The sequence below is a fragment of the Neolewinella persica DSM 23188 genome (assembly GCF_000373105.1).
Lineage (GTDB): Bacteria > Bacteroidota > Bacteroidia > Chitinophagales > Saprospiraceae > Neolewinella > Neolewinella persica.
On sequence record NZ_KB890497.1, the window covers coordinates 142568 to 165243 of the forward strand.

Here is a 22676-nt window from a genome sequence, read left to right on the forward strand (position 1 = left end):
ACCTTGACCTTGAAGTCTGGTATTCTCCCATTTATTTGGTTTAGGTAAAGAAAGCTCACAAAAGGTGAGCAAGCGAAGCGCTGCGAACGGCACTAGCGGTAGCTACTATAGACTATTTGACGATGAACTACTTGACAAGGTGAGCAAGCGCAGCGCCGCGAACGGTACCTGCGGCAGCTTATTCAATTATTCCCTCATTCGCCTTATTTACCTTATTTCTAGATGATGCCGATCGAACCCAGGTACCGCTCCGCATCCAACGCAGCCATACAACCCGTACCCGCAGCCGTGATGGCCTGACGGTATACGTGATCAGACGCATCTCCGGAAACGAATACACCGGGGACGTTGGTCTTCGTGGAGTTCGGTTGGTGAATCAGGTAGCCGGTGTCTTCCATGTCGATCCAGTCTTTGAAAATCGCGGTATTCGGCACGTGGCCGATGGCCACGAAAAAGCCTTCGATCGGAATCTCCTGCTTTTCGCCGGTCTTGTTATTGAATACGCGCACACCAGTCACGAATTCATCGCCCAGAATCTCTTCCGTTTCCGTATTCCAGTAGATCTTGATGTTTTTTTGCTTCTTCACCCGATCCTGCATGATCTTCGACGCCCGCATTTCGTCGCGGCGGACGAACATGTGTACCGTCGGGCACAGGTTGCTCAGGTAAAGCGCTTCCTCGGCGGCACTGTCGCCAGCACCGACGATGGCGGTTTCTTTGCCACGGTAGAAAAAGCCGTCACAGACGGCACAGGCACTTACGCCATTGTTCATCAGGCGTTGCTCGCTTTCTATACCGAGCCATCGGGCGCTTGCACCCGTGGAAATAATAACGGTGTGGGCATGAATCTCTTCGCCACTTTCCGTCCAGATCTTATGCACCGGACCACTGAAGTCGACTTTGTCGATCAGCTCATAAATAACTTTAGTGTCGAACCGTTCGGCCTGCTTACGGAGGTCTTCCATCATCTGAGGGCCCATAACGCCGTCGGGGTAACCGGGGAAGTTCTCCACGTCGGTCGTGATCATCAGCTGGCCACCGGGCTCCTTACCCGTGTACAGTACGGGGCTGAGGTTGGCACGTGCGGCATAAATGGCAGCGGTATATCCGGCGGGGCCGGAGCCGATGATGACGGTCTTTAAGGGTTCTTTGCTCATGGTAAATTTTATTTGAGGGGGCAAAAGTAAGCAATCCTGCTGTGTCTTCTCGCCGGATTACGGAAAGAGAACAACCAGGCATTCTCAGGGTTGCCGGTGGGGGTGTCGGGAGGCGACTTTTTGGCTTCGCTGCATACTTCCTATTTGGGCGGGGCCGCAGGTGCATTGGAAGGTTAAGGGCGAGGGGCTCCGGCCCCGAGAATAAAGCGGAGCTTTATTGCACCTGTTGCGGTTACAGACAAAGTTCTCTCGGGGCATAGCCCTTAGCGGATGAAATCAACCACCAACACACCCTTGCCCTAAGCCTTATTATCCTCCCGATACTGCAGCCACAAACAAACCAGCACAATAACCGTAGTCAGCACCAGAATCACCACGTTCAGCGAAGGCGGCGTATCGAGCAGGAAGTGAAATATTCCGTTAACCATGCCGCCATCCTCCTCGTAGCGGGTACGGATCACGCCCTCAAACGTGGGCAGTGAAGTGAGCACACTCAAAAATCCAAAACCCAGCCCGAACGCCCACCGCGCAAACCGGTAAAATTTCCCCTGCCGCTGCAACCCCACAAACAACCCGTACAACGTCACGATGGCAAAGATCAAGAAGGCGTAGTCCCGCAAACCGGGGACGAAGTTGTAAATGGCCATGCCCACCGCACCCGCCAGCGCCAGCCACGCCAACGATACCCGAATATGCTCCCGCTCAAACAGGTAGCCGATGAAGGGCTGCGCAGCTCCGGCCGCCTCATGGATTACCTGACCGCCCGAGCCGGAAACAACGTTGGCCTGCTTCGCCTTGATCTTTGTCACGTTACCCTTGGCCTTTACCAAATCCTCGGCCACCGTCCGGGACATACTCACCATGTCGTCCCGGAAATGCCGCAACTCCACCTCCCGGAAGATCGCCCCCAGGATGTGGTCCGCCCGCAGCTCATCGTTGGATTTGTCGCAGGTGCGGACCTTGTCGGGGTTCTCCCGCAGCTGCCCCAGCAGCGGCTCGTAGTTGTATTTGTACACTTCGTGGATTTCCAGCCCGTTGCAAGTCGGCCACGTGGCGTTCGATAATCTCGTAGACGATGGGGTTGTTCTTGCCGCCGTCGGCGTCGGCGGCCAGCACCTGCTTGCGGAAGGTTTTCCGGTTCTAGAAGATCCGCTCGAACTCGGCGTCGGCGAAGAGGTAGATCGTCTCCCCGTTGGTAATCAGCAGTTGCTTGATGGCGGTGTTGCCGGCGTGGCGCTCGCGCATGAAGTAGAGGGCGAGTTCGTGTAGGGCCTTGACGTTGGGCTTGCTGGCCGAAAACATCTCGCGCGGATTGTCGATCGTTTTTGCCTCGATGATGACACCCACGGGGCCCTTGCGCTTCGGCCCGTCGTGGATCACGGTATCCATGCGCCGCACCTCACTCTGGATCAGGAATTCGTTGATCGGAAAAGCGACGCCGTGCAGGAAGGTTTCCAGGTGGCCGCGCAGGGTGGATTCGCTGACTTTTCCGGCCGTACGATCCAGCAAAAGCGGTAGCTCGTGTTTCATCCGCTCAATGTGGGCGCGGCTGACTTTGGCCTTGCGAAAAGCAGGGCGGAGGGCCTGGGCGGGGGAGATGTTTATGACCTTCAAGGGAGTAGTTGGGTGTTTTATTAAAAACAGGGTAGGGCGGGCCCGCAGGTGCGGGGAGAGTTGGAAGGGCAATATAAGGTTTCCCTCCGCTTTTCACTGAATTACCCAAACGAAGCTGATGGCCAGCACGAGCGCTAGCAAGCATTGGCTCAGCTCGGAGAGCTTTGTATCGCAGGCCTGCATTTATTGATTTTTCAATTAACGCGTCTGTAGCATTTTCTCATCCGATGCATCTTTCTGCTGGCGTAGCCGCAGGAAGTTCATCGGATGTAGGGTGATAAAAATCTTATTTGCAGCGGCAGGTTTTAGCTCGTCGGCCGAGGTGGCCCTTGGGCCTGACTCGTCCGCCGAGTGGCACGGAAAGGACCGAAATTCCTCGGCGGACGAGTCAGGTCGTACCTCCCGCCTCGGCCGACGAGCGATTTCTAGCGTTTGCATTGTATCGCAAATTTTTATCACCCTACATCGGATGTGTAAAATGCGTGAACAAGAGAAACGGTAGTAAATTCAGTATTGAGCGGAGTTGAAGCAGGAGTAAAAAAAGCACTTAACCCAAGCTGGTCCGACACATCCGATGAACTTTTGCCCGGCTGCGCCAGGTCAAAAGATGCATCGGATGAGCGGCTGGACACACCGGTCTTTTTTGAAAAAAAAATACAGGTAAGGCCCACACCACATGGTGCAAATTGGTAGACACCTTCAAGAAGAAACAAAAGCCTGTTTTTTGTTTAAAATATATTATATTTACCACAAATTAAAACAGCATGAAACTCAACCTCCTATCCTGCAACCAGGACCGCCCCGACCGCCGCGCCATCGCCCGCACCATTGAAGAAATCGCCGATGGCGTAGACTATAACCTCGCCAACGAACTGACCGATATCCTGATCGAAGGCTCCGCCGTAGAGATCGAAGTCTCCTTTAACGAAAGCTCCGCGTTCCGGTCCCTCCGGAAGCTGGACATCGATTATGAGATAAAGGACTAACTCTACTGGTCTGTTCTCAGTGCTGTTAGTCTGAAACCAACTGATTGAAACCAGACTCAAGCGGAGCAATTTCGCGGCGGCATGAATTTTTAAACCCGCTGTTAGAAAATTCTCTTTGTAAATCAATAGAACTGAAACAATGAATCCAGCCGTTGATAACTTTCTAGACAAAGCAAAAAAATGGAAAGCGGAGATGACTTTGTTGAGAAGAATCTGTCTTGATTGCGGACTCACCGAAGAGTACAAATGGATGCACCCCTGCTACACCTTTCAAGGAAGTAATGTGGTGCTGATTCACGGATTTAAGGCGTATTGTGCCCTGCTGTTTCATAAAGGAGTGCTGCTGAGTGATTCCGAAGGCATCTTGGTGCAGCAGACAGAGAATGTGCAGGTTGCCCGCCAGATCAGGTTTGCTGATTTGGAAGATGTAATCAGGTTGGAGCAAACCATTAAAACCTATATTTTCGAAGCAATTGAAGTGGAGAAGGCTGGGGTAGAAGTGAAAATGAAAAAGACGGCTGAATTTGAGATGCCGGCTGAATTTGAAAAAGCTTTGGACAGCAACCAGGACTTGAAATCCGCCTTCGAAGCGCTAACCCCCGGTCGGAAAAGAGGGTATTTACTGTATTTTACAAAAGCTAAACAAGCTAAAACACGTACCTCAAGGATAGAAAAATATATCCCCAAAATTATTGATGGAAAAGGATTGAACGATTAGAAGTAACCTGAGCCCTGCTCAGTGCAATCTGCAACTATTTCAGTATTTTCGGCCCGTGCAACAGCTACGCCAAATCGCCGATGTATACCTGGCCGATGAGTTAGATTATCACGAACTCAAATCAGCCACCCTAGTCTTCAAACGCTATTTGCAGGAGCTGACTACCTTAGACCTTGGGAACAACGTCTATCGCAAAGACATCCACTTAACTGCTGGTCTGGCCGTTGCCACGGAGTGGGCTGTACGTTGTGTCGATGACCTGGAGCGGACCAAGCGGTTTATCAAAGGAACGGCAGAAGCCGTCCGGGAGGTACTGCGTCGGCGGCATGGCCCCGTTCAGCTTTTGTACGCCGGAACCGGCCCCTATGCTACGTTGGTCCTGCCACTGCTGTCCGTATTCAACCCGCAACAACTACAATTGACGCTGGTCGAGATCAACGATCAAAGTTACCGGTCCATCCTCCATATTTTTGCACAACCTGCTTTCGCCCCCTACTTGCGGGAGATAATGCAAGCAGACGCCAGTACCCTGAAATTGACAGAGCCAGAGGTCTATGACATCCTGCTAAGTGAAACGATGCAGAATACCTTGAAAAGAGAACCCCAGGTAGCCATCACCGTAAATCTCCTCCAACAACTCAGGTCGGACGCCCTGCTCGTTCCTCAAAGCATCGTGGTTGAACTTGCGGCAATGGATATCAGGTATCGTGCAATGATCGGGGTACAAGAGCCCATCGCTCTGGGTGCCTTAATGGAATCAAGCAGACAGGGGCTGGCGGAACAAATCAGTTTGAATACTGCGGAATTGACTTTTCCTGAAGTCTCGCTTAAAATAAGCGACGAAGCGCTGGAGAGCAAATATTCGCTGGCACTGACCACCGAGATACATGTTTTTGGTACTCAATACCTCCGCTTTAATAAAAGCGGATTGACCATCCCCGACCTTATCCTGAGCCCGGATGACCGCACGAATAAAGACCTGACTTTCAGGGCAAGATATGAACTGCGGCCAGAACCGGGAATTGTCTGGTCGATTGGTTAGTCAGAGTCAGAACTTTGGAGTGCATTCGCGCCAACTGTTTGACTGCCTGACTCCTTGACTATTTCCGTTTCTTCTTCTTAGAGCCCTTAGGCTTCTGCCCCCGCGTGATCGGCTTTTTATATTTCTTCATCATCTTATCCCGCCGGCCTTCCCGGACGGCCACTTTGCTGTTCTTTTCACTCTTTTCGTGGAAGGCAGCCCGATCGGGGTCAATGGAGATAAATTCGGTGTTTTCGGCAACGAATTCCGGCTCTATTTCAAGCGGAATCAGCACATCTGATAGCGTTAATCCTTCGGGAAGTGGATGAATCGGAATTTCTTGGCCCATCAATGCTTCGATGTCCTGCTTGGATGGCTGCTCTTGTTCTGCGACAAACATAATGCCCACCCCTTTTTCCTTCGCGCGGCCGGTACGGCCGACCCGGTGGATGTGCTTCTCGGCGTTGTCCGAAACGTCGAAGTTGACGACGTGGGTGACGGAGGAAACGTCCAACCCCCTGGCAACAATATCGGTGGCGATCAGCATTCGGTAAGTGCCGTCCTCAAAGGAAGCTACCGTATTGAAGCGGTTGTTCTGGGATTTATTGGAATGGATAACGCCCACCGATTCACCGAAGACGGGCTCCATGCGCTCATAAAGGGCGTCGGCAAGGCGTCGCGTTGCGGCGAAGACCAATACCTTTTCTATCGTTGCATCCTCCTTCAGAAGGAGCTCCAACAGGTTGGCCTTTGAGTTGAAGTTGGGGACTTCGTAGGCGTATTGATCGATGTTTTCGAGGGGCGCGCCGGAGGGCGCGGCTTCGATGACTTCGTAGTAGTCGGTGAACTCGCTGATGGTCGCCATCACGTCGTCGATCATCGTAGCAGAAAAGAACAGGTGCTGGCGCTTTTTAGGAAGAAAATCGGCGATGTCCTTGAGTTGGTGCCGGAAACCGAGGTCCAGCATTTCATCTACTTCATCGAGGATGAGTTGCTTGATATTTTTCAACTTCAGGACGCCATCTTTCAGCAGGTCGCCCAGCCGGCCGGGGGTTCCCACCACCACATCTACGCCAACTTCAACTTCCGCTTTATGCTTCTTGATGTTAGTGCCACCGTAAACACCAACTACCTCAACGCTCATGAATTCGGTCAGCTTTTCCACCTCTTGCACTACCTGCGCCACGAGTTCGCGCGTAGGGACAATAATCAGGATCTGAGGAAACGGAGATTTGGTGAATCGCCAGAGCCGAAGGCACGGCAAGAGGTACGCAAAGGTCTTTCCCGTACCCGTTTGGGCAATACCGATTACATCCCTTCCCGCCATGATTGGCCCGAAGGTTTTCTCCTGAATGGCCGTGGGTTTAGTAATGCCCATATCAGCCAGGGCCTGCTGAAGTTGGTTGTTTAGATTGAAGTCGGCAAAAGTCATTGCGCAAAGGTAATGCTTCAACCATGTTAACTTTTAGTACATAACCGGTAACCCTGCTTTTCTACCTTTTCACGGCACCCGCGTCCCCGCCTTAAGAACCTCCGCCGGACAAGCTACCCCTGGCCTTTGAACTTCATGACTATGCGGTAAAATTGCCGTTTAGTGAAACATTGTATGTATTCGGGCAGACTTTGTGCAACTTATGCGTCCCTAAATAGAAAAGGATGTCAAATTTATTCCTCAACTTTAGCGCCAAATTGATAGGTTAGTCATCTTTCCTATATTTTGGCTTCAATTTCATCAGAACTTAGACTAGTATGCGTTATCATTTCTTTCGGGTAGTCACCTTTGTGGCCTTCCTACTTTTTTCTTTGGCACTTTCGGCACAGAAAGCAATGCCCGCCCGCCCGGTTGCTTTTGGCGAACCTACCCAAAAGGCTTACGACATCCAGGGCTGGGACCGGGTAGATGCTACCTCCGGTGCCGTGCAGGTAATGTATAAAAGCTTCTACCGCCCCGTCCCCGGTACTCCGGAAGTTATGGCACGAGATTTTCTGGCTTATTATAAAGACAAAATGGGCCTTACTTCAGGCGATCTGGCCAACCTTGAAGTGTTCGGAACCCCTACGCGTCGGGTAGGAACTACCGTCCGGTTTCATCAGCAGTGGCAGGGTGTTCCTGTACATGGCGGTGAGGTGTCGCTTACCATCAAGCCAGATCGTAGCGTAGTGATGGTGAACAACTCCTTTGTGAAGGATGTCGACTTGCGCGAAGTCAGACCTTCTCTTTCTGCCGACCAGGCCCGCACCATCACCCTTGATTATCTCAATACGGAGGGACGCATCACCGATGAATTCAACGACCTGAAAATTGTGATGAATAAAACCGGTGAGGCCAAACTGGCTTACCGTGTCAGCCTGGTAGCCATGGAGCCCTTAGGGGAATGGGAGGTTTTTGTGGATGCTAAAAACGGCGAAATCCTTCGTGTGACCGACATCGCCGCCTACCACAAGCACCGTACAACACCTGAATACGTGCCCTTCCCTACCATGATGGTGAGCGGAACCGGTAACATTTGGGTACCTGACCCTCTTTCTTCCGCTGGGGCCAGTTATGGGGATACCGGGTTCTCTGATAGTGACGACGCGGATTCTCCTGAACTACTGGCTGAACAGGTGACTGTTACCCTCCTCGATATTACGCTGGAAAACGGTATGTACTTCCTGAAAGGACCCTGGTGTGAAATTACTGACGAAGAATCGCCCAATCGTGGGGTCTTCGAACAGGCCACTAACGTTTGGGATTTTAACCGTTCAGACAATGCGTTTGAGGCAGTAAACGTATACTACCACATCGACGAGTCGATGCGCTACCTCAACGAAGACCTGGGGATTGACGTCCGCCCAACTGATTATCCGGGTGGTGTAAAGTGTGACCCCTCGGGTTTGAACAACGCCGATAATTCCCATTACGTAGGTGGCTCTCAACGCCTTGCCTGGGGTGATGGTGGCGTTGATGATGCGGAAGATTCTGATGTGGTGCATCACGAACTCGGCCACGGTCTTCACGATTGGATCACCATGGGTGGGCTCTCGCAGCAACAGGGCCTCAGCGAAGGCTGTGGTGATTACTGGGCGGCATCCTATAACCGTGGTCTTGGAGACTGGACTCCAGCAGACCCACAATACTTCTGGATTTTTAACTGGGACGGCCACAATGAATTCTGGAATGGCCGCAGCTGCGGCGTTTCTACGACCTGGTCTAACAACATTCCATTAGGTTTGCCGCATGGTCAGGGCCAGGTTTGGTCTACTTCTATGATGCAAGTATGGGATGCCATCGGCAAGCGCAAAACCGACATTATTTTCTGGGAAGGCCTGGCCATGACCAACGGCAATTCCAACCAGAATGATGCGGCCAACGCCGTTTACTTAGCTGCCCGTGCCATTCCCGAATGTACGGCCGCCGAGTTGCTGTCAATCCATACTATTCTTACGGATCGGGGCTACGTCTTACCGGCCTTCGAGCTGCCGGTAGAATGGTTGTCTTTTGAAGCCACACCGGCAGATAAGACGGTTGTCCTTGATTGGATAACTGCTTCGGAAAGTGGTAATGATTACTTCGAAGTAGAGCGTTCTACGAATGAAGGAGGTACTTTCTCAGCCATTGGCCGCGTTACTGCCGCCGGTGAATCTACCGACGCTCAGTCCTACAACTTCATCGATGAGCTGCCGGTCACCGGCCGGAATATTTACCGGATACGTCAGGTAGACGTAGATGGCAGCTTCAGCTACTCCGACATTGTCACGGTATCTTTCAGTGGCAACTCTGCTACAGCGGCACTTGCGCCAAACCCGACCAACGGGATGTTGCGCCTTCACCGGGCAACTGCTTCTGATGCGCCCTTTACCGTTCGGGTCATGGACCTCAGCGGGCGCGAGGTACTCCGCCGCGAAGGCGTTACCGACGGTACGCCATTCTCCGTAGCTGAATTACCTACGGGTGTTTACCTGATGCGTTACCTGGAAGGTAAAGAGATGACGTCTGTGCGATTTGTGCGGAAGTAAAGCGATTAGTCGCTCTGCTCACGTTGCCGGGGTTGCAGTAGTTGCAGGTTTCTTATTCTTTTGGGATGTCGCCGCAACAACTGCAACCCCGCAACTTTTGCAACAGGAGCGAAGCGACGCTGTAACAAAAGCGCGCAGTGCTTAAGCCTTACGGCTCATTACCGGTACTTCCTTGACCACCATCTGCAGCGTAAGCGGCATACGTCCTTCGAGCAGTTGGACTTTGCCACGGCGCATACTGTTGGCTACTTCGGTGGTGTAATGCCGGATGGTGATCAGCTCGAGGTCGCGGTCAACGGTCGTTTTGAATTCAGCGTTCACCAACTTGCGGAACCGTTCGATACGATCATCAATATCATTGACGACAATATTGAAACTGATGGCCGTGTTTTGCATCATGTTTACCTGCAGGCGGGTCGTGGTGATGTGCTCGAATAATTGCTTGATGTGGTGCTCGGCCACAAAGCTGAAATCCCGTGTGCTGATGTTGACAAGCGCTTGGTTTTTTTCCACGGCCACCATCGGAGGATAGTTATCACCGGCCTCATCGGATATTTCCGTACCCGTAGCTGTTGGCTCTACGAAACTGCGGACGTGGAGCGGGATACTCTTATTCTGCAATGGCTTGATGGTCTTGGGGTGGATGATGCTGGCACCGTAGTAGGTCATCTCAATCGCCTCCTTATAGCTAAGGCGATCTACCTTGGATACGTTGTCGAACAGCCGGGGGTCGGCAGTTAATACGCCGGGGACATCTTTCCAGATGGACATGGCTTCAGCGTCGAGGCAGTAGCTGAAAATGGCGGCAGAATAATCGGAACCTTCCCGGCCAAGGGTGGTCGTGAAGTTCTCGGTTGTGGAGCCGATGAATCCCTGGGTCAGGACCATCTTTCCTTCCTCCAAAACAGGAGGTACTTGTTTAATGATTCTGGTTTGGGTTTCAGGCCACTGGACCCAGCCTTCGCGATAGGTATTGTCAGTGATGATGCAGTCTCTGGCGTCGAGCCAATGTGTGGGCATTCCCTCATGATTCAGGAAGGCAGCCACGATGTGGCTGCTTATCAGTTCTCCCAGAGAAACGATCTGATCGTAGTCGTAGTCGTAGCTTTCGTTGGGTGGGTCATCAAAGACCCAATCTACACTTACAAACAGGTCATTGAGCGAAGCTTCCAGGGTAGGTGGGGTTTTACCAAACAGCTCCTTTACGGTTGTAAGTGTCGCGTTGTGTAACTCGGTCAGCTTTTGCTTTGCCAGCTCTACTTCGCCATCGGCGTAGGCCCGGGAGATGACCTCTAAAGCATTCGTAGTTTTCCCCATTGCAGAAACGATCACCACTAAGCGCTGGCCGGAGAAGCTTTTTAGAATGGACGCTACGTTGCGAATGGAAGAGGCGTCTTTGATGGAGGCACCACCAAATTTGAATACGTTGAGGGGTAGGGGTTGCATACTATATAATTTCGGGGCGAAGGTAGAAATAGCTATTGATAAAAGGTTGCTTTAGAACGCACGGAAAGTATAGAGAGCACAGAAATCAGAGAGGACACAGAAAACCTTTGGTTTTCTGCCCTGGATAATTTCTTTTGTGCCTTTTTAGCCCAACTCCCCCTGCGTCTCCCGCTGTGGCGTATTCCGGAACCGTACTTCAATCTTGTAATCCTTTCCGATATTCCGTACCAGGGGAAGGAACATCGTATTCATCAGGTCCTGCGCCTGAACTTTGGCTTTAATCATGACGTCGGATTCCAGTGCCTCCTGCCGGAAGGCCTCCCGTAGGCTATTGACTCCTTCGTTAATGTTGACACTCTCGAGTTCCCGCATCCAACCAATGTCAAGTTTCTCGACTTTAGGGAGGACCTCATGACTAAGAATGGTAGGTTCCGGTAGGGTTATGGTAACCGTCCTGGATCCCTCATCAAGGCCAACCTCGAAATAGCTGTCGAGCCGAAACCCAACTTTCAGGATGGAAATGGCCGTAATTTCTACGTCCGTTTCTGAAACGTTTACGCCCCAGATGGAGGTCTGTAATTGTTTACTGATCCCCTTCTTATCCCTGATCTCCCGCGTTGCCAGTTCCCCGATCACGTTCTCGACCTTCTCTTGAAACATCCCCTTACTCTTACTGAAGTCGTCAATCGCCGCTCGTTCTGCCATGCGAGCCATTAGAGGCTTGAGGGCTTCTCCCGTAGCCACTTTACAGGGGTTGTCAACGTCGGCCCCCTTAGCCAGGATGTTTCCGTTGCGGGTTCGGATGACCACGGCCAATATTTTGTTGACAATGAAGCAGGTGTAGTTGGACGCAACCTCCTCGAAAATCTGGATCAACTTTCCGCCGCCTTCCTCATACCAGGCTTCGTAAACTGCTGCGGAGGAATCGCGCATTCGCATAAAATCATTGTAGTAGAGGACCGCGAATTCGGGATGCTGCGCGTCATATTCCCTGATAACCTCCGTACGCAAGCTGTCGTTTAAGCCCATCCTGCGACTAACGTGTTGCAGAATATCGGTGTTGATGTCGTACACCAGCTGATCAAATTCACGTTTGTACCGTCGGGGGTTCTGCAGGATCCGCAGGGCAGTCTCGGCGTCCAGGTTGATCTTGAAGTCCGCCGGCATGTATTGCAGCTGGTACTCTGCCGGACCCGATAGGAATCCGCCGGGGCCGCCGCTGTAAGATTTATAAGCAAGTGTCCCTAAAATTCCGGCAATCAGGATGACGATTACCATTTGGGTCTTATTGACGCCACCGCTGTCGCCTTTGCGGGTGTTGGGGTTGCCTTGTTGATGCTCTGCCATGATGCTTATTGGTATTTCGTAAATTTCCTTAGCGGGTGGAGCGATGGTAATAATCACGACACAGTCGCTCAACCCGGTATTATTCCTTGAGTAACTCCCACAAATGTACGGCCTGCATTGCTTCCTTTACGTCGTGTACTCTAAGGACGTCTGCACCTTGTTGCAGGGCGAAAAGATGCAGGGCAGTCGTTGCGCTCAGGCTTTCTGCGGCAGTAATCCCCAGCGGCCGCCAAATGGAAGATTTCCGGCTGATGCCGACCAGGATCGGTACGCCCAGGTTACTGAAGGCATTCAGGTTTTTCAGCAACGCATAGTTCTGCGCCACCGATTTCCCGAAACCCCAGCCCGGATCTACCAGCACATCATTGACGCCGGCTTCCCGAAGCTGGATCAGTTTCTCCCCCAGAAAGTCGAATACTGCGGTGACAACATCTTCCCCATAGCTGTCGGTAAATCGCTGCATGTCGGCAGGCTTTCCTGGCATGTGCATCAGTATGTAAGGAACTTTGAGTTCAGGTAGTACTTTAAATAAATCTGAATCAAACTTACCGGCGCTGATGTCGTTGATCATGGCGGCGCCAGCCGCCACGGCTGCCTGAGCGGTAGCGGCGTAAACGGTATCGCAGCTAACGTAGGTAGCTGGAAAAGAAGCCATGATCCCGTTGATCACCGGGATCACGCGATCGATTTCCTCAACGGCCGTGATCATGGCGGCACCGGGACGGCTGCTCATGCCCCCGACGTCGATGAAGGTGGCACCGTCTTCCAGCATTCGACCGGCCCGGTCTACGGCTTCCTGGACGGAGGCAATCCTGCTTGCCGCGTGGAAACTGTCCGGGGTTGCGTTCAGGATGCCCATGATTAAAGGGCGATCGGCAACGAGAAGGCGGCCATTACAATTTAGGGTGAAGGGCATGAGGTTGAATTGCGGGGGCAAGGTACGACGTGGTCCTGCAATTGATGCTAATTGGTGGTGTGCGGTCCAGGGTAATCGTAAGGTTATTAACGAAAACAAGGCCGTGAACGACCTTGCTACAAGAGACGGACCTTCGGCCCTATCCGTTCAGGGCGCGGCCGCTGGTGCAAAATTCGGTTTTTTATGGGCAAAGTTTATTGCCGAATGCTTGGTTGTTCCTCATAAGTTTTTTTCTTTACAGACCAACAGACCAACAGACCAACAGACCAACAGACCAACAGACCAACAGACCAACAGACCAACCATGCGCTACGCCCTCTGCTTTTTAATCCTGTCCCTCTGCACCTGCGTCCGCGCCCAAATTCGCCTTGATATAAGCGAGGACGGTACCCACCTGGTTCATTCGGACAGCCGCGCGCCCTTTTTCTACCTGGGGGATACTGCCTGGGAATTGTTGCATCGTTGTACCGAGCAGGAAATTCGCGACTACCTCATCGACCGGGCGAGTAAAGGCTTCAACGTCATTCAATGTGTCGCCCTGGCGGAACTCGACGGACTAACCGTCCCCAACACCGAGGGCGATCTTCCACTGACCGAACTGGACCCCGCCCGCCCCAACGAAGACTACTTTCTCCACGTAGATTTTGCCGCCCGAATCGCCGACAGCCTGGACCTGTTCCTCGGCTTGCTCCCCACCTGGGGCGATAAATTCAATAAAAAGTGGGGCGTAGGCCCAGAGATCTTTAACCCGCAAAACGCAGAAACCTACGCCAATTACCTCGGTCTGCGCTACGCCAATAACAACATTATCTGGATTCTTGGCGGCGACCGAAACCCCGAAGAACCGGAAGACCTGGCCATCATCCGGGCCATGGCCAAAGGCTTGCGCGTGGCGGTCGAAGACCTGCAATTGATTACCTATCACCCGCAGGGCGGTTTCGGATCAACCGATTTTTTCAGCGAGGATGAGTGGATCGACTTTCATATGTTTCAGTCCGGCCACGGCCGTCTGGACGACAAACAGAACTACGACTTTCCCCGAAAAATGAAGTCTGCGGCACCAGATAAACCCGTCATCAACGGAGAGCCAGCCTACGAGGACCATCCCGTTAACTGGCGCCCGGTGAACGGCTGGTTTACTGACTTTGACACCCGCCAAGCAGCTTGGTGGAGCGTTCTTGCCGGCTCCGCTGGCCACACTTTTGGTAACCACAACATTTGGCAAATGTGGCGCCCCGGCCGCGAGCCCATTTCTTCTGCTCGTACCGACTGGCACGAAGCCCTGCACTGGCCAGCTGCCGCACAGGTCGGTCACGTCCGCAAACTAATGGTAACACTCCCTTACTGGGAACTGTCTCCGGATTTCAACCTGTTTGAAGCTCCCCCCAACAGCTCGGGGCGGGAGGTACTGGTCGCCCGTACCGAACTGGCCGACCTGGTGGTCGCCTATACGCCCTACGGCGATGTATTGCGGCTAAATGCTGGTCGGATTCCCCCCCGGTTTGTAGCCAGTTGGTTTGATCCCCGGACTGGCGAATCTTTCGGATTTACACCAAAAAAGGAAGGTGATGTCCTGGTTTTTGACCCACCTTTTGACGCAGAGCGGGGAAACGATTGGGTGTTGGTGATACAGAAGTGGTACGACTAGGGGCCGGGCAATTTCCACTAACATTTATTCACCATTGACCTCGCCAACTAAAGCCATCAGGTCCGACCAGTTTTCGGGTCTGGCCGTACGGAGGAACGCAAAATCTTCGGAAGTCGCAAACGAAGCATGACCAGCATAGCCCCGTAAAGCGGCCTTCATTAAGTGATAGATAGCGGTACTGGCGTAGCTTTTATTTTCGGCAAGTGCCATTGCGCGGGCGCCGGCAACGTAGTCTTCTGCCGTTAAGTAGCCGTAGTAAAAGGAGGCGTGGAGGTAGTTCTCCGCAGCTTCCTGGTGATCACCGACGACTACTGCAGCCCTGGCTTTGCCGAGATAGTCAGCCACCATCTTTTGGCGGTCTTTCTCTCTTTTTTCTGCGGTTTCAACATCAGGCACCTGGTAAGAAAAGCCCATGGAGGTGGCGTAATCACTGATGGTTTGTTCAATGCCCATGGCTTCGCGTCGTTGCTGTACGCCTGGTTCGTCTTCAATGGTTACGAAAGACTTTTCACCGGTTACGCGGTTGTCTGCAGGCTGGGTGGCATAGTATTGTTTCTCTCCACGGGATTTTCGGACACGGTCATACAGGTAAGCGTAGTTGGACGGCGTGGCCTGCTCCGCGTCGACGGCAGCTTTGAGCAGGGGGAGACACTGTGCCTGAAATTGCGGTTGCCGGTCAGCGTGTTGTACCAAAAGCCAGGCGGTATTGCTGGCATACCTTCCGACCTTATCGTAAGTAGGCCAGCCAATCTCTGCCATAATCTCCCGCATACGGTTGGTATTGTCACGGTCGGTGGCTTGTAACTCTTCCGTCAGGGCTTTGAATTTTTTGGTCGCTTGCTTGCCTTTTTGGATCAGTTTAATGTACTTGAAGCGGAGTTTTTGATCGTCTTTTCGTCGGGCAATGATGTCTGCGCTGATGGCTGGGTAAGTGACGGCGGCGGCTTCTTTTGCTTTTTGAGCCCAGGCCGTTAGGGGTAAGGTGAGAAAGAAACAAAGTAAGATTAGTGTCTTCATAAAATGATGGATTACGAGGTGCTTTTTTAAGGATGTGCACCTGGTGCACGCTAGTAAAGACGCAGATTTATCGCTGAAGTTGCTGCTGCCGCCAGCAAACCTCCACAAATTGCTGTCCTTTTTCTTCTCCCGGTACCGTCCGTGCCCAGTACAGCTTGTCCTGAAATAAGGCAATTTTTGGAAAGCCGGAGGAGCGGGCGGCAGAGGTGGTCACTAGGTCTTCCCTGTTTACTTCGCCAGTTGGGCTGATGGTCCACAGCGTAAGGTAGGCATCGTCAGTATCGGGTTTGGTGGTGAGGGCAGTGGCGTAGGCAGTGCCGTCTTCGGCGAGTTGGAGGTCGACGCGGCCGAGGGGTGTGTTGTCATCAAGAAGGGTAGGGGGAGCCCAGGTGTCGAGCGCGGCATCGTAGTGGCTGAACAGGATTTGGGCGCGGTCCGCGGGTGCAGTGTACCAGATGACGGCAATGTTTCCGGCATCGTTTGCTGCGAGGGCCGGGCCGTTGACCGGGCAGCCGGAGATCTCCCAGTTGTCGGCGTGTACGAGCTTTGGAGTAGACCATTCCCTTCCGGTGGGTTTGATGACGTAGCCGATGTCGCGGATCTCATGCTCGGAGCGGTCGCGGTAGGCGACCATCGTCAGGTCTTTGGTGGCGACGGTGGCGGTGTTGCAGCAGTCGCAGACGCGGTGGTCGAGCTCTACGCTGATGGAATCAGACAGGGTTTTGGTGCGGAGGGTCATTGCTCCGCCGGCACCGTGGCCGTGGTTGTCACCCTGCGCTTCAGCTTCCCCTGCACCTGCGGCCCCGCCCTCCTGAACTTTGGTGTAGCGGCCGTCCAGCCAGGTCACCTGCAAACCACCTCCCGGTATCGCTGCTGAAGAGAGAAAACCGTGCTCTGCTGAGACGGTGTCTTGGTGGAGTTTCTGATGATTATCAATGTCTCCGCCGCCGTTATGAAGCCGGAATTTAATGTCGTAATCGTAGGTTCCTTCAGCGCTGTATTGCAGGAAATGGTAGAATAATTCAGGTCCATGCTGAACGGTCTCACCAGTATAAGCTACAGATGGAAAATCAGCCCAGTTAATGAACCAATCATTACCATTTGCTAAGGGTAGGAATACTGCTTCGGATAGAAGATTTGCTTTGGTAAACATCAAAGTGTCTTCTTCTGATTTTGAAGAGAAAACGTAGGAGAGTAATAGATCATAAGGACTTTTAGCTAATCGTGGCAAATGCGTCCCCACCGGCAACTGATAACATTCCTGTTTAGTTGCCGGGTCTTCCCCATCACAACCCAACAGCAAGGTCCCCAAAAGCAGCACGCCAATATATCTGATCATGGCGCAAAGATAGAAGCTCTCCGGGCTGGTGGCGAGGTTTCTCACTTACCAGCTCAGGTATAGTAAGATCGCTCGTCGGCCGAGACGCGACGTAGGAGCTGGCTTGTCCGCCGAGGGATCTGGTCGGAACCGAGCCTCGGCCAGCGAAGGTTCGGCCGGGATTGTCAGCAAAGGCTCCCCTCGGCGGACGAGTCAGGTCGTTCCTCCCGCCTCGGCCGACGAGCGAAGCCTTTGCTTAATAATCTTGCGAAGGTCGGTTCGGTACATGAGTTCCTCACTAGTGCGCTCCCACCTTAATCCCCTTAATGGCCCAGCTGCAAAGCAGCCCTAAATGCCTTAATGGTGAAATAATTACCTAAACGGTGGAACCCCATCATCCCAGTCCCAAAATCTTCCGGTTAGCAGCCGCATCCGTCCCCGCATCCGCAAAATCATCGAACGCACGTTCGGTAACCTCGATGAGGTGATCGGTGATGAACGGCGCGCCTTCGGCCGCGCCCTGCGCGCTGCTCTTAATGGCGCATTCCCACTCCAGCACCGCCCATCCGTCGTAGCCGTACTGGCTGAGTTTGGAGAAGATGCTTTTGAAATCCACCTGCCCGTCGCCGAGGCTGCGGAAGCGGCCGGCGCGGTCGGCCCAACCTGCGTAGCCGGAGTAGACGCCCTGGCGGCCGGTGGGGTTGAATTCCGCGTCTTTTACGTGGTACGCACAGATCCGCTCATGGTAGATGTCGATGAATTCGAGGTAATCAAGGCACTGCAGTACGAAGTGGCTCGGGTCATAGTTGATCTGTGCCCGGGGGTGGCCGTCTACTGCTTCCACGAAGCGTTCGAAGCTGGTGCCGTCGAAGAGGTCTTCGCCGGGGTGGAGTTCGTAGCCGACGTCCACGCCACACTCGTCGAATACGTCGAGGATCGGTTTCCAGCGCTTGGCAAGTTCACCGAAGGCTTCTTCCACCAGGCCGGCGGGCCGTTGCGGCCATGGGTAGAGGTAGGGCCAAAGCAAAGCGCCGGGGAAAGTGGGGTGGGCGGTGATGCCCATGTTTTGGCTGGCCTTGGCATTCCATTTCATTTGCTGCACGGCCCAATCCTGGGTCGCCTGGGCGTTGCCAGCCACTTCTTTGGGGGCAAAGCCTTCGTACATTTTCTGATAGGCGGGGTGGGTAGCGACCAATTGCCCCTGCAGGTGACTGGCCAGCTCCGTGATGACCAGTCCATGATCGGCGATCTTACCTTTCAGCTCGTCGCAATAGGTTTTGGATGTTGCGGCCTTTTCAAGGTCGATCAAGCGGCTGTCCCAGGTAGGGATCTGTACGCCTTTGTAGCCCAGGTCGGCCATGTATTTACAAATGCCGTCGAGGGAGTTGAAGGGGGCTTCGTCGCCCATGAATTGTGCCAGGAAGATGGCGGGGCCTTTGATGTTTGTCATGATCGGAGTTTTATACAGTAGTTGATTATGGGTTAGCGGGCGGAAGATAATAAATTATGGGGCGTTCCCTCCACATTGGAAAAGGGTGAGATGAACAACAAATGGCGCAAACTGAAGTTCTTTCGTCCTTTTCTCCACCAGTCGCCCACCTGGCTCCCCTAAATTCTGGTCATCGGCTCCCATGATCCGGCTTACGGGTTTTACCTTCGCGCCAAATAATGAAGCCATGCGCATTACTGAACTGAAATCGAACGAATACCATAAATACTACGCCAACTACATTGGGTATGTCGATGACCTTAGCCTGCGCTCCGCGCTGGATGAAAGTGAGGCTCAACTGCTTGAGTACCTTACACATGTGTCGGAGGAGCACACCAATTATGCTTATGCTCCGGGCAAATGGACCATCGCCCAGAGTCTCCAGCACATTATCGATACGGAACGGATATTCTCCTACCGCGCCCTCCGTATTGGTCGGGGAGACGTTACACCGTTGCCTGGCTTCGAGCAAAACGATTATGCTGCCGTTGCAAACGTTTCTGATCGCCGCTTCCGGGATATGATCGACGAATTCCGCACGGTGAGAGCTGCCACTAAAGCCTTGTTCAATAGTTTTACGGAGGAAGACCTTATTCGGCTCGGAACAATGAGTGGCGGTCCCGCTTCCGTTCGTGCCCTGGGCTTCATTATCAGTGGCCATGTGTATCACCATGCTAAGCTTTACCGGGAGAAATATGGTAAGGCGGAGTAAGGGATTAAGGGAAAAGGGAGAAAGGGAAATAAAATAAGGGAAGAGGAGGGAAGCCACTGAGTATTCCTTTAGAGGAGGCCCGTCACCGCGAGGACTTTCCTTTTCCCTTCTCCTCTTTCTATCTTTTCCCCCTTCCTCCCCGTATCTTCACCCTCCCAGTCAATCTCTCTCGTAAGATGCGCATTCTGCTTACCGCCTTATTCTTCCTAGCCCTCACGCCGCTTTTGCAGGCCGATGAGCTTTCCAATCGGCTCCGCCTCATCCTACCGGGTGAAGACGCTCCGACCGTCAATGAACGGCAGTTTCTCTATCAACGTGTCAGCCAATTATTTAGAGAACTGGAAGGGGATAAAGTCGATAAGAAAAGCACTAAGAAGAAGATCGTGCGGATCGAAAATCGGTTGCATAGGACCTACTTACGTAGCTATGCTCCGAACGCTGACCTGGCCGACGCTTTTCGAAATGGCAACTACAATGATGTAACCGCTGCGGTCCTTACCGCCCTGGCCTATGAGTATTTTGATGTTGAATACGAGGTCTACGTAGACCATTGGGAGACCTACCTGATCGCTGATCCCTCCGGGCGTGCCATTACTTCGTACCAACCCAGCCACGAGAAGCATAAGGACGAGATGGAAGCTTCTTTCCGCCGTGATTATCTGGACTTGCTCCGCGCCACCATCATCGACAACTTGCCGAACATCGGAGCGAAAGAGGTCAATGAATTGTTTGAACGGTATTACTATCCGCCGGATAAAAAGCTTTCCTTCGGTCAGCTCTCTGCCTTATTGCTTTACCGAAGGGCACAAAGTGCTTACCAAGCTAAAAACTACCAGAAATCCATTGACTTACTGGAGTTGGCCCTGCAGAAGGAGGAACGCCCGGCATTTCTGGTCTTGCGCAAAGCTTCGGAACTACAGCTTAAAGCCATTACCCAGCCTGATGTGGAAGGGGACATCAATACACTTTTTAAACAATGGGCTGAAAGACCGGACAACCGGTATCTACCCGCGGCCATCCTCCAGCACTTCGACGAAAAGCAACGGCTATTGTTGGCAGAAAACAACCTGGGGGGAGCCGCTGACTTATTGGGCAACTACCTGCAACGCGCGCCCACGGGCAAGAAAGATTGGGCTAAAAATCTCACGGATCTTCAGCAGTATCGGCTCCTGCGTCATCATTTCACTAATGGACGAATGGACCTGGCTCAGCGCCTGGCGGAAAGCCTCTTCGCTGAGGCCCCCAACGACGAGACCATGCGTTTTGTATTAGGAGAACTGGTGATCGATGCTTTACGCCGCACGCGACTTACCGGATCGGAATTTACCATTGCCGTCGAGTCCGCAGCATCCAGGGACCCCTTCATCCGTAAGCAAGATCGCTTCGCCGACTTATTGCTGCGTGAACTGGCCTGGAAGGTCCGGGACCGTTACGAGGCCGACGACCTGCATGGCGGCACCGATGCCCTCAACCACTTTCGCCAGGCCCTTGTTGACATCCCCATCGGAGAGAAACGCAGCCTCTGGACGCTTACGGCCTTCATCGCCGCTTCCAATTACCATTTCCGGATGGAGGAATACCAGAAAGCCCGGGATTTTGTTTCCGAAGGCTTGCGGTACAATCCTAATGAGGAATACTTTTTACACCGGAGGGACCTCTTACAACGGTATTAGAAACTAGGTTACCCCCCTCCCTACCTGGTAGAAAGACTATGGCCTTAGTGTAGCCCTTCTTACTACCCTTAATGCCCTTAGTGTTCTTAATGGTTACTCCCACGCCGGACGAGCGTAGTGAGCATTCCCCGGCGGCAGCACTACCCACTATTCCAGTCTACTCAAGCGCACGACGAAGCAGCGCCTGCGTATCCTGAGGCCCGGCGCTCCCCTTACTTCGTTTCATCACTTCCCCCATAAAGAAGCCCATCAGGCCTTTTTTGCCTTTTCGGTAAGCGGCAACTTTATCCGGGAATTCGGCAATGACTTCGTTAACCAGTCCGGCCAGGAAATCGGCATCAGTATTCTGAATGAGACCAAGTTCTTCCGCTCGGTGCATTGGATCTCCGGGGCTGATCAGCAGGTCGGGCAGCAGTTTGGAGGTGGCAACGGAAGCCGCTACATCGCCAGCGAGGATCAGTTCAACGAACAATCCAATCTGTTCGGGGGTGAGGGGAAGCTCGGAAGGGGACAGGCGTTCCTCGGTCAACCAGGGCATGAGACGATTGACCCAGATCTTTGTAAGGTCGGTAACCGAAGGGGAAGCGTCAGCATAGGTAATGAAAACTTCATAATTCTCCCGGTCTTCACTGAGCTGCGCTGCGTCTGCCGGGCTGATTTGGTGGTCATCGATTAATTGATCGTAAGCTTCCCAGGGGAGCGTACCAATTTCGGCCCTCACTTCATTGATGAAACCCTCCGTCAGTATAACGGGCGGCAGGTCAGGGTCTGGAAAGTAACGGTAATCGTGTGCGTCTTCCTTATCGCGCAGGGCGCTGGTCGTGCCGGTCTCCGGGTCAAATTGGCGAGTTTGTTGTTGTACTTTTTCTCCCTTTTCGATCAGAGCAATCTGGCGTTTCACTTCGAAGCTTACGGCCTGGCGGGCAAACTTCATGGAGTTCATGTTTTTGACTTCGCAACGGGTGCCGTACGCCTCCTGACCCTCGGGGCGCACGCTGACGTTGACATCACACCTGAGGCTGCCTTCCTCCATATTTCCGTCACTGACGCCCAACCAGCGTACTAACTGACGCATTCCAGTCATGAAACCGTCTACTTCTTCTGCTGAGCGCAGATCGGGATCCGTTACTATTTCCAGAAGCGGTGTTCCGGCCCGGTTAAGGTCTACTTTAGTAAAAGGTTCCCCCGCTGCGTGAATGCTTTTGCCGGCATCTTCCTCCATATGTATGTGGTGGAGCTTGATGGTTCTTTTGGGCGCGGACGCAGGTGCAGAAGGCGTTCGGATGGGCAATGCGCCTCCGATGCAAACCGGACACTCATCCTGGGTAATCTGGTATCCCTTAGGCAAATCGGCGTAGAAGTAGTTCTTTCGGTCAAACGTACTGCGCCGGTTGATCTTACAGCCAAGCGCAAGACCAAGTTTGACGGCAAACCTGACTTGCCGCTCGTTCAGCATGGGCAGGGTGCCAGGGTACCCCAGGCTGATCATGCTGATGTTGCGGTTAGGTTCATTGCCAAATTGATTACGATCAGCACAAAAAGCCTTGCTTTCGGTAGCGAGTTGAACGTGGGCCTCTAGGCCAATTACAGTTTCGTAGGTAGTTGCTGCCATTTG

At 52.9% G+C, this 22676-nt stretch carries 20 protein-coding genes; 7 read left to right on the forward strand and 13 right to left on the reverse strand.

Annotated features, from left to right (window positions below; genetic code table 11):
• Positions 1–218: 218 nt before the first annotated feature.
• The 5 genes from trxB to B036_RS33840 form a co-directional block, all read right to left on the reverse strand.
• Entirely contained in the window at positions 219–1157 is a 939-nt protein-coding gene (trxB, locus tag B036_RS0127280) for a thioredoxin-disulfide reductase (RefSeq protein WP_020571905.1), read from the reverse strand.
• A 299-nt stretch (positions 1158–1456) separates the two neighbouring features.
• Entirely contained in the window at positions 1457–2173 is a 717-nt protein-coding gene (locus B036_RS0127285; protein WP_020571906.1) for a hypothetical protein, read from the reverse strand.
• Between the two features lie 124 nt (positions 2174–2297).
• Positions 2298–2771, reverse strand: a complete 474-nt coding sequence (locus B036_RS0127290; RefSeq protein ID WP_020571907.1) for a DUF7149 domain-containing protein — start codon at positions 2769–2771, stop codon at positions 2298–2300.
• A 198-nt stretch (positions 2772–2969) separates the two neighbouring features.
• Positions 2970–3209 carry a hypothetical protein gene (locus B036_RS0127295; protein ID WP_020571908.1) on the reverse strand — a complete coding sequence of 80 codons (240 nt, stop codon included), beginning with the start codon at positions 3207–3209 and terminating at the stop codon, positions 2970–2972.
• A 17-nt stretch (positions 3210–3226) separates the two neighbouring features.
• Positions 3227–3484: a hypothetical protein gene (locus tag B036_RS33840; protein WP_157472509.1), complete on the reverse strand. Its 258-nt coding sequence runs from the start codon at positions 3482–3484 to the stop codon at positions 3227–3229.
• A gap of 51 nt (positions 3485–3535) precedes the next feature.
• Here B036_RS33840 and B036_RS0127300 point away from each other — a divergent pair, with 51 nt between their 5' ends.
• From B036_RS0127300 to B036_RS0127310, 3 genes are all read left to right on the forward strand, one after another.
• Positions 3536–3757: a hypothetical protein gene (locus B036_RS0127300; protein ID WP_020571909.1), complete on the forward strand. Its 222-nt coding sequence runs from the start codon at positions 3536–3538 to the stop codon at positions 3755–3757.
• Positions 3758–3896: 139 nt separating this feature from the next.
• Complete coding sequence (locus B036_RS0127305; protein ID WP_020571910.1) at positions 3897–4475, forward strand: YdeI/OmpD-associated family protein; 579 nt, start codon at positions 3897–3899, stop codon at positions 4473–4475.
• 55 nt (positions 4476–4530) lie between these two features.
• Positions 4531–5517, forward strand: a complete 987-nt coding sequence (locus B036_RS0127310; protein ID WP_020571911.1) for an SAM-dependent methyltransferase — start codon at positions 4531–4533, stop codon at positions 5515–5517.
• Between the two features lie 58 nt (positions 5518–5575).
• On the opposite strand, the gene B036_RS0127315 is transcribed toward B036_RS0127310, so the two are convergent.
• Entirely contained in the window at positions 5576–6928 is a 1353-nt protein-coding gene (locus tag B036_RS0127315; protein ID WP_020571912.1) for a DEAD/DEAH box helicase, read from the reverse strand.
• Positions 6929–7245: 317 nt separating this feature from the next.
• On the opposite strand from B036_RS0127315, the gene B036_RS31410 reads away from it, so the two are divergent.
• Entirely contained in the window at positions 7246–9495 is a 2250-nt protein-coding gene (locus B036_RS31410) for a T9SS type A sorting domain-containing protein (protein ID WP_020571913.1), read from the forward strand.
• Between the two features lie 141 nt (positions 9496–9636).
• Here B036_RS31410 and B036_RS0127325 read toward each other — a convergent pair whose 3' ends face one another.
• From B036_RS0127325 to folP, 3 genes are all read right to left on the reverse strand, one after another.
• The gene (locus B036_RS0127325) at positions 9637–10941 is read right to left on the reverse strand and encodes an aspartate kinase (RefSeq protein ID WP_020571914.1); all 1305 of its coding nucleotides are present in this window, start codon (positions 10939–10941) and stop codon (positions 9637–9639) included.
• A gap of 144 nt (positions 10942–11085) precedes the next feature.
• Positions 11086–12288 carry a DUF4230 domain-containing protein gene (locus tag B036_RS0127330; RefSeq protein WP_157472512.1) on the reverse strand — a complete coding sequence of 401 codons (1203 nt, stop codon included), beginning with the start codon at positions 12286–12288 and terminating at the stop codon, positions 11086–11088.
• A 79-nt stretch (positions 12289–12367) separates the two neighbouring features.
• The gene (gene folP, locus B036_RS0127335) at positions 12368–13204 is read right to left on the reverse strand and encodes a dihydropteroate synthase (RefSeq protein WP_020571916.1); all 837 of its coding nucleotides are present in this window, start codon (positions 13202–13204) and stop codon (positions 12368–12370) included.
• 304 nt (positions 13205–13508) lie between these two features.
• Between folP and B036_RS31415 the strand changes: the two genes are divergently transcribed.
• On the forward strand, positions 13509–14852 hold the full coding sequence (locus tag B036_RS31415) for an apiosidase-like domain-containing protein (protein WP_071596818.1): 1344 nt from the start codon (positions 13509–13511) through the stop codon (positions 14850–14852).
• A 24-nt stretch (positions 14853–14876) separates the two neighbouring features.
• Here B036_RS31415 and B036_RS32775 read toward each other — a convergent pair whose 3' ends face one another.
• The 3 genes from B036_RS32775 to B036_RS0127355 all read right to left on the reverse strand — a co-directional run bounded on the left by B036_RS32775 (position 14877) and on the right by B036_RS0127355 (position 18637).
• A complete protein-coding gene (locus tag B036_RS32775) occupies positions 14877–15869 on the reverse strand; it encodes a DUF6624 domain-containing protein (RefSeq protein ID WP_020571918.1) in 993 nt (330 codons plus the stop codon).
• A gap of 67 nt (positions 15870–15936) precedes the next feature.
• Positions 15937–17208, reverse strand: coding sequence for a hypothetical protein (locus B036_RS32780; RefSeq protein WP_020571919.1), 1272 nt, complete (start codon positions 17206–17208; stop codon positions 15937–15939).
• 373 nt (positions 17209–17581) lie between these two features.
• Positions 17582–18637 carry a sugar phosphate isomerase/epimerase family protein gene (locus B036_RS0127355; RefSeq protein ID WP_020571920.1) on the reverse strand — a complete coding sequence of 352 codons (1056 nt, stop codon included), beginning with the start codon at positions 18635–18637 and terminating at the stop codon, positions 17582–17584.
• A 226-nt stretch (positions 18638–18863) separates the two neighbouring features.
• Here B036_RS0127355 and B036_RS0127360 point away from each other — a divergent pair, with 226 nt between their 5' ends.
• On the forward strand, positions 18864–19388 hold the full coding sequence (locus B036_RS0127360) for a DinB family protein (protein ID WP_020571922.1): 525 nt from the start codon (positions 18864–18866) through the stop codon (positions 19386–19388).
• A gap of 176 nt (positions 19389–19564) precedes the next feature.
• Entirely contained in the window at positions 19565–21061 is a 1497-nt protein-coding gene (locus tag B036_RS0127365) for a hypothetical protein (protein WP_020571923.1), read from the forward strand.
• A gap of 157 nt (positions 21062–21218) precedes the next feature.
• Here B036_RS0127365 and gatB read toward each other — a convergent pair whose 3' ends face one another.
• Positions 21219–22673 carry an Asp-tRNA(Asn)/Glu-tRNA(Gln) amidotransferase subunit GatB gene (gene gatB, locus B036_RS0127370; RefSeq protein WP_020571924.1) on the reverse strand — a complete coding sequence of 485 codons (1455 nt, stop codon included), beginning with the start codon at positions 22671–22673 and terminating at the stop codon, positions 21219–21221.
• Positions 22674–22676 lie beyond the last annotated feature (3 nt).

Bases quoted from the DNA above. Each gene is read 5' to 3' on its own strand.
- B036_RS0127355 (WP_020571920.1), bottom strand. From the start codon at position 18,637: ATGACAAACATCAAAGGCCCCGCCATCTTCCTGGCACAATTCATGGGC.
- B036_RS31410 (WP_020571913.1), top strand. From the start codon at position 7,246: ATGCGTTATCATTTCTTTCGGGTAGTCACCTTTGTGGCCTTCCTACTT.
- B036_RS0127300 (WP_020571909.1), top strand. From the start codon at position 3,536: ATGAAACTCAACCTCCTATCCTGCAACCAGGACCGCCCCGACCGCCGC.
- B036_RS0127295 (WP_020571908.1), bottom strand. From the start codon at position 3,209: ATGCAAACGCTAGAAATCGCTCGTCGGCCGAGGCGGGAGGTACGACCT.
- gatB (WP_020571924.1), bottom strand. From the start codon at position 22,673: ATGGCAGCAACTACCTACGAAACTGTAATTGGCCTAGAGGCCCACGTT.
- folP (WP_020571916.1), bottom strand. From the start codon at position 13,204: ATGCCCTTCACCCTAAATTGTAATGGCCGCCTTCTCGTTGCCGATCGC.
- B036_RS0127360 (WP_020571922.1), top strand. From the start codon at position 18,864: ATGCGCATTACTGAACTGAAATCGAACGAATACCATAAATACTACGCC.
- B036_RS0127315 (WP_020571912.1), bottom strand. From the start codon at position 6,928: ATGACTTTTGCCGACTTCAATCTAAACAACCAACTTCAGCAGGCCCTG.
- B036_RS32775 (WP_020571918.1), bottom strand. From the start codon at position 15,869: ATGAAGACACTAATCTTACTTTGTTTCTTTCTCACCTTACCCCTAACG.
- B036_RS0127305 (WP_020571910.1), top strand. From the start codon at position 3,897: ATGAATCCAGCCGTTGATAACTTTCTAGACAAAGCAAAAAAATGGAAA.
- B036_RS0127325 (WP_020571914.1), bottom strand. From the start codon at position 10,941: ATGCAACCCCTACCCCTCAACGTATTCAAATTTGGTGGTGCCTCCATC.
- B036_RS0127365 (WP_020571923.1), top strand. From the start codon at position 19,565: ATGCGCATTCTGCTTACCGCCTTATTCTTCCTAGCCCTCACGCCGCTT.
- B036_RS32780 (WP_020571919.1), bottom strand. From the start codon at position 17,208: ATGATCAGATATATTGGCGTGCTGCTTTTGGGGACCTTGCTGTTGGGT.
- B036_RS0127330 (WP_157472512.1), bottom strand. From the start codon at position 12,288: ATGGCAGAGCATCAACAAGGCAACCCCAACACCCGCAAAGGCGACAGC.
- trxB (WP_020571905.1), bottom strand. From the start codon at position 1,157: ATGAGCAAAGAACCCTTAAAGACCGTCATCATCGGCTCCGGCCCCGCC.
- B036_RS31415 (WP_071596818.1), top strand. From the start codon at position 13,509: ATGCGCTACGCCCTCTGCTTTTTAATCCTGTCCCTCTGCACCTGCGTC.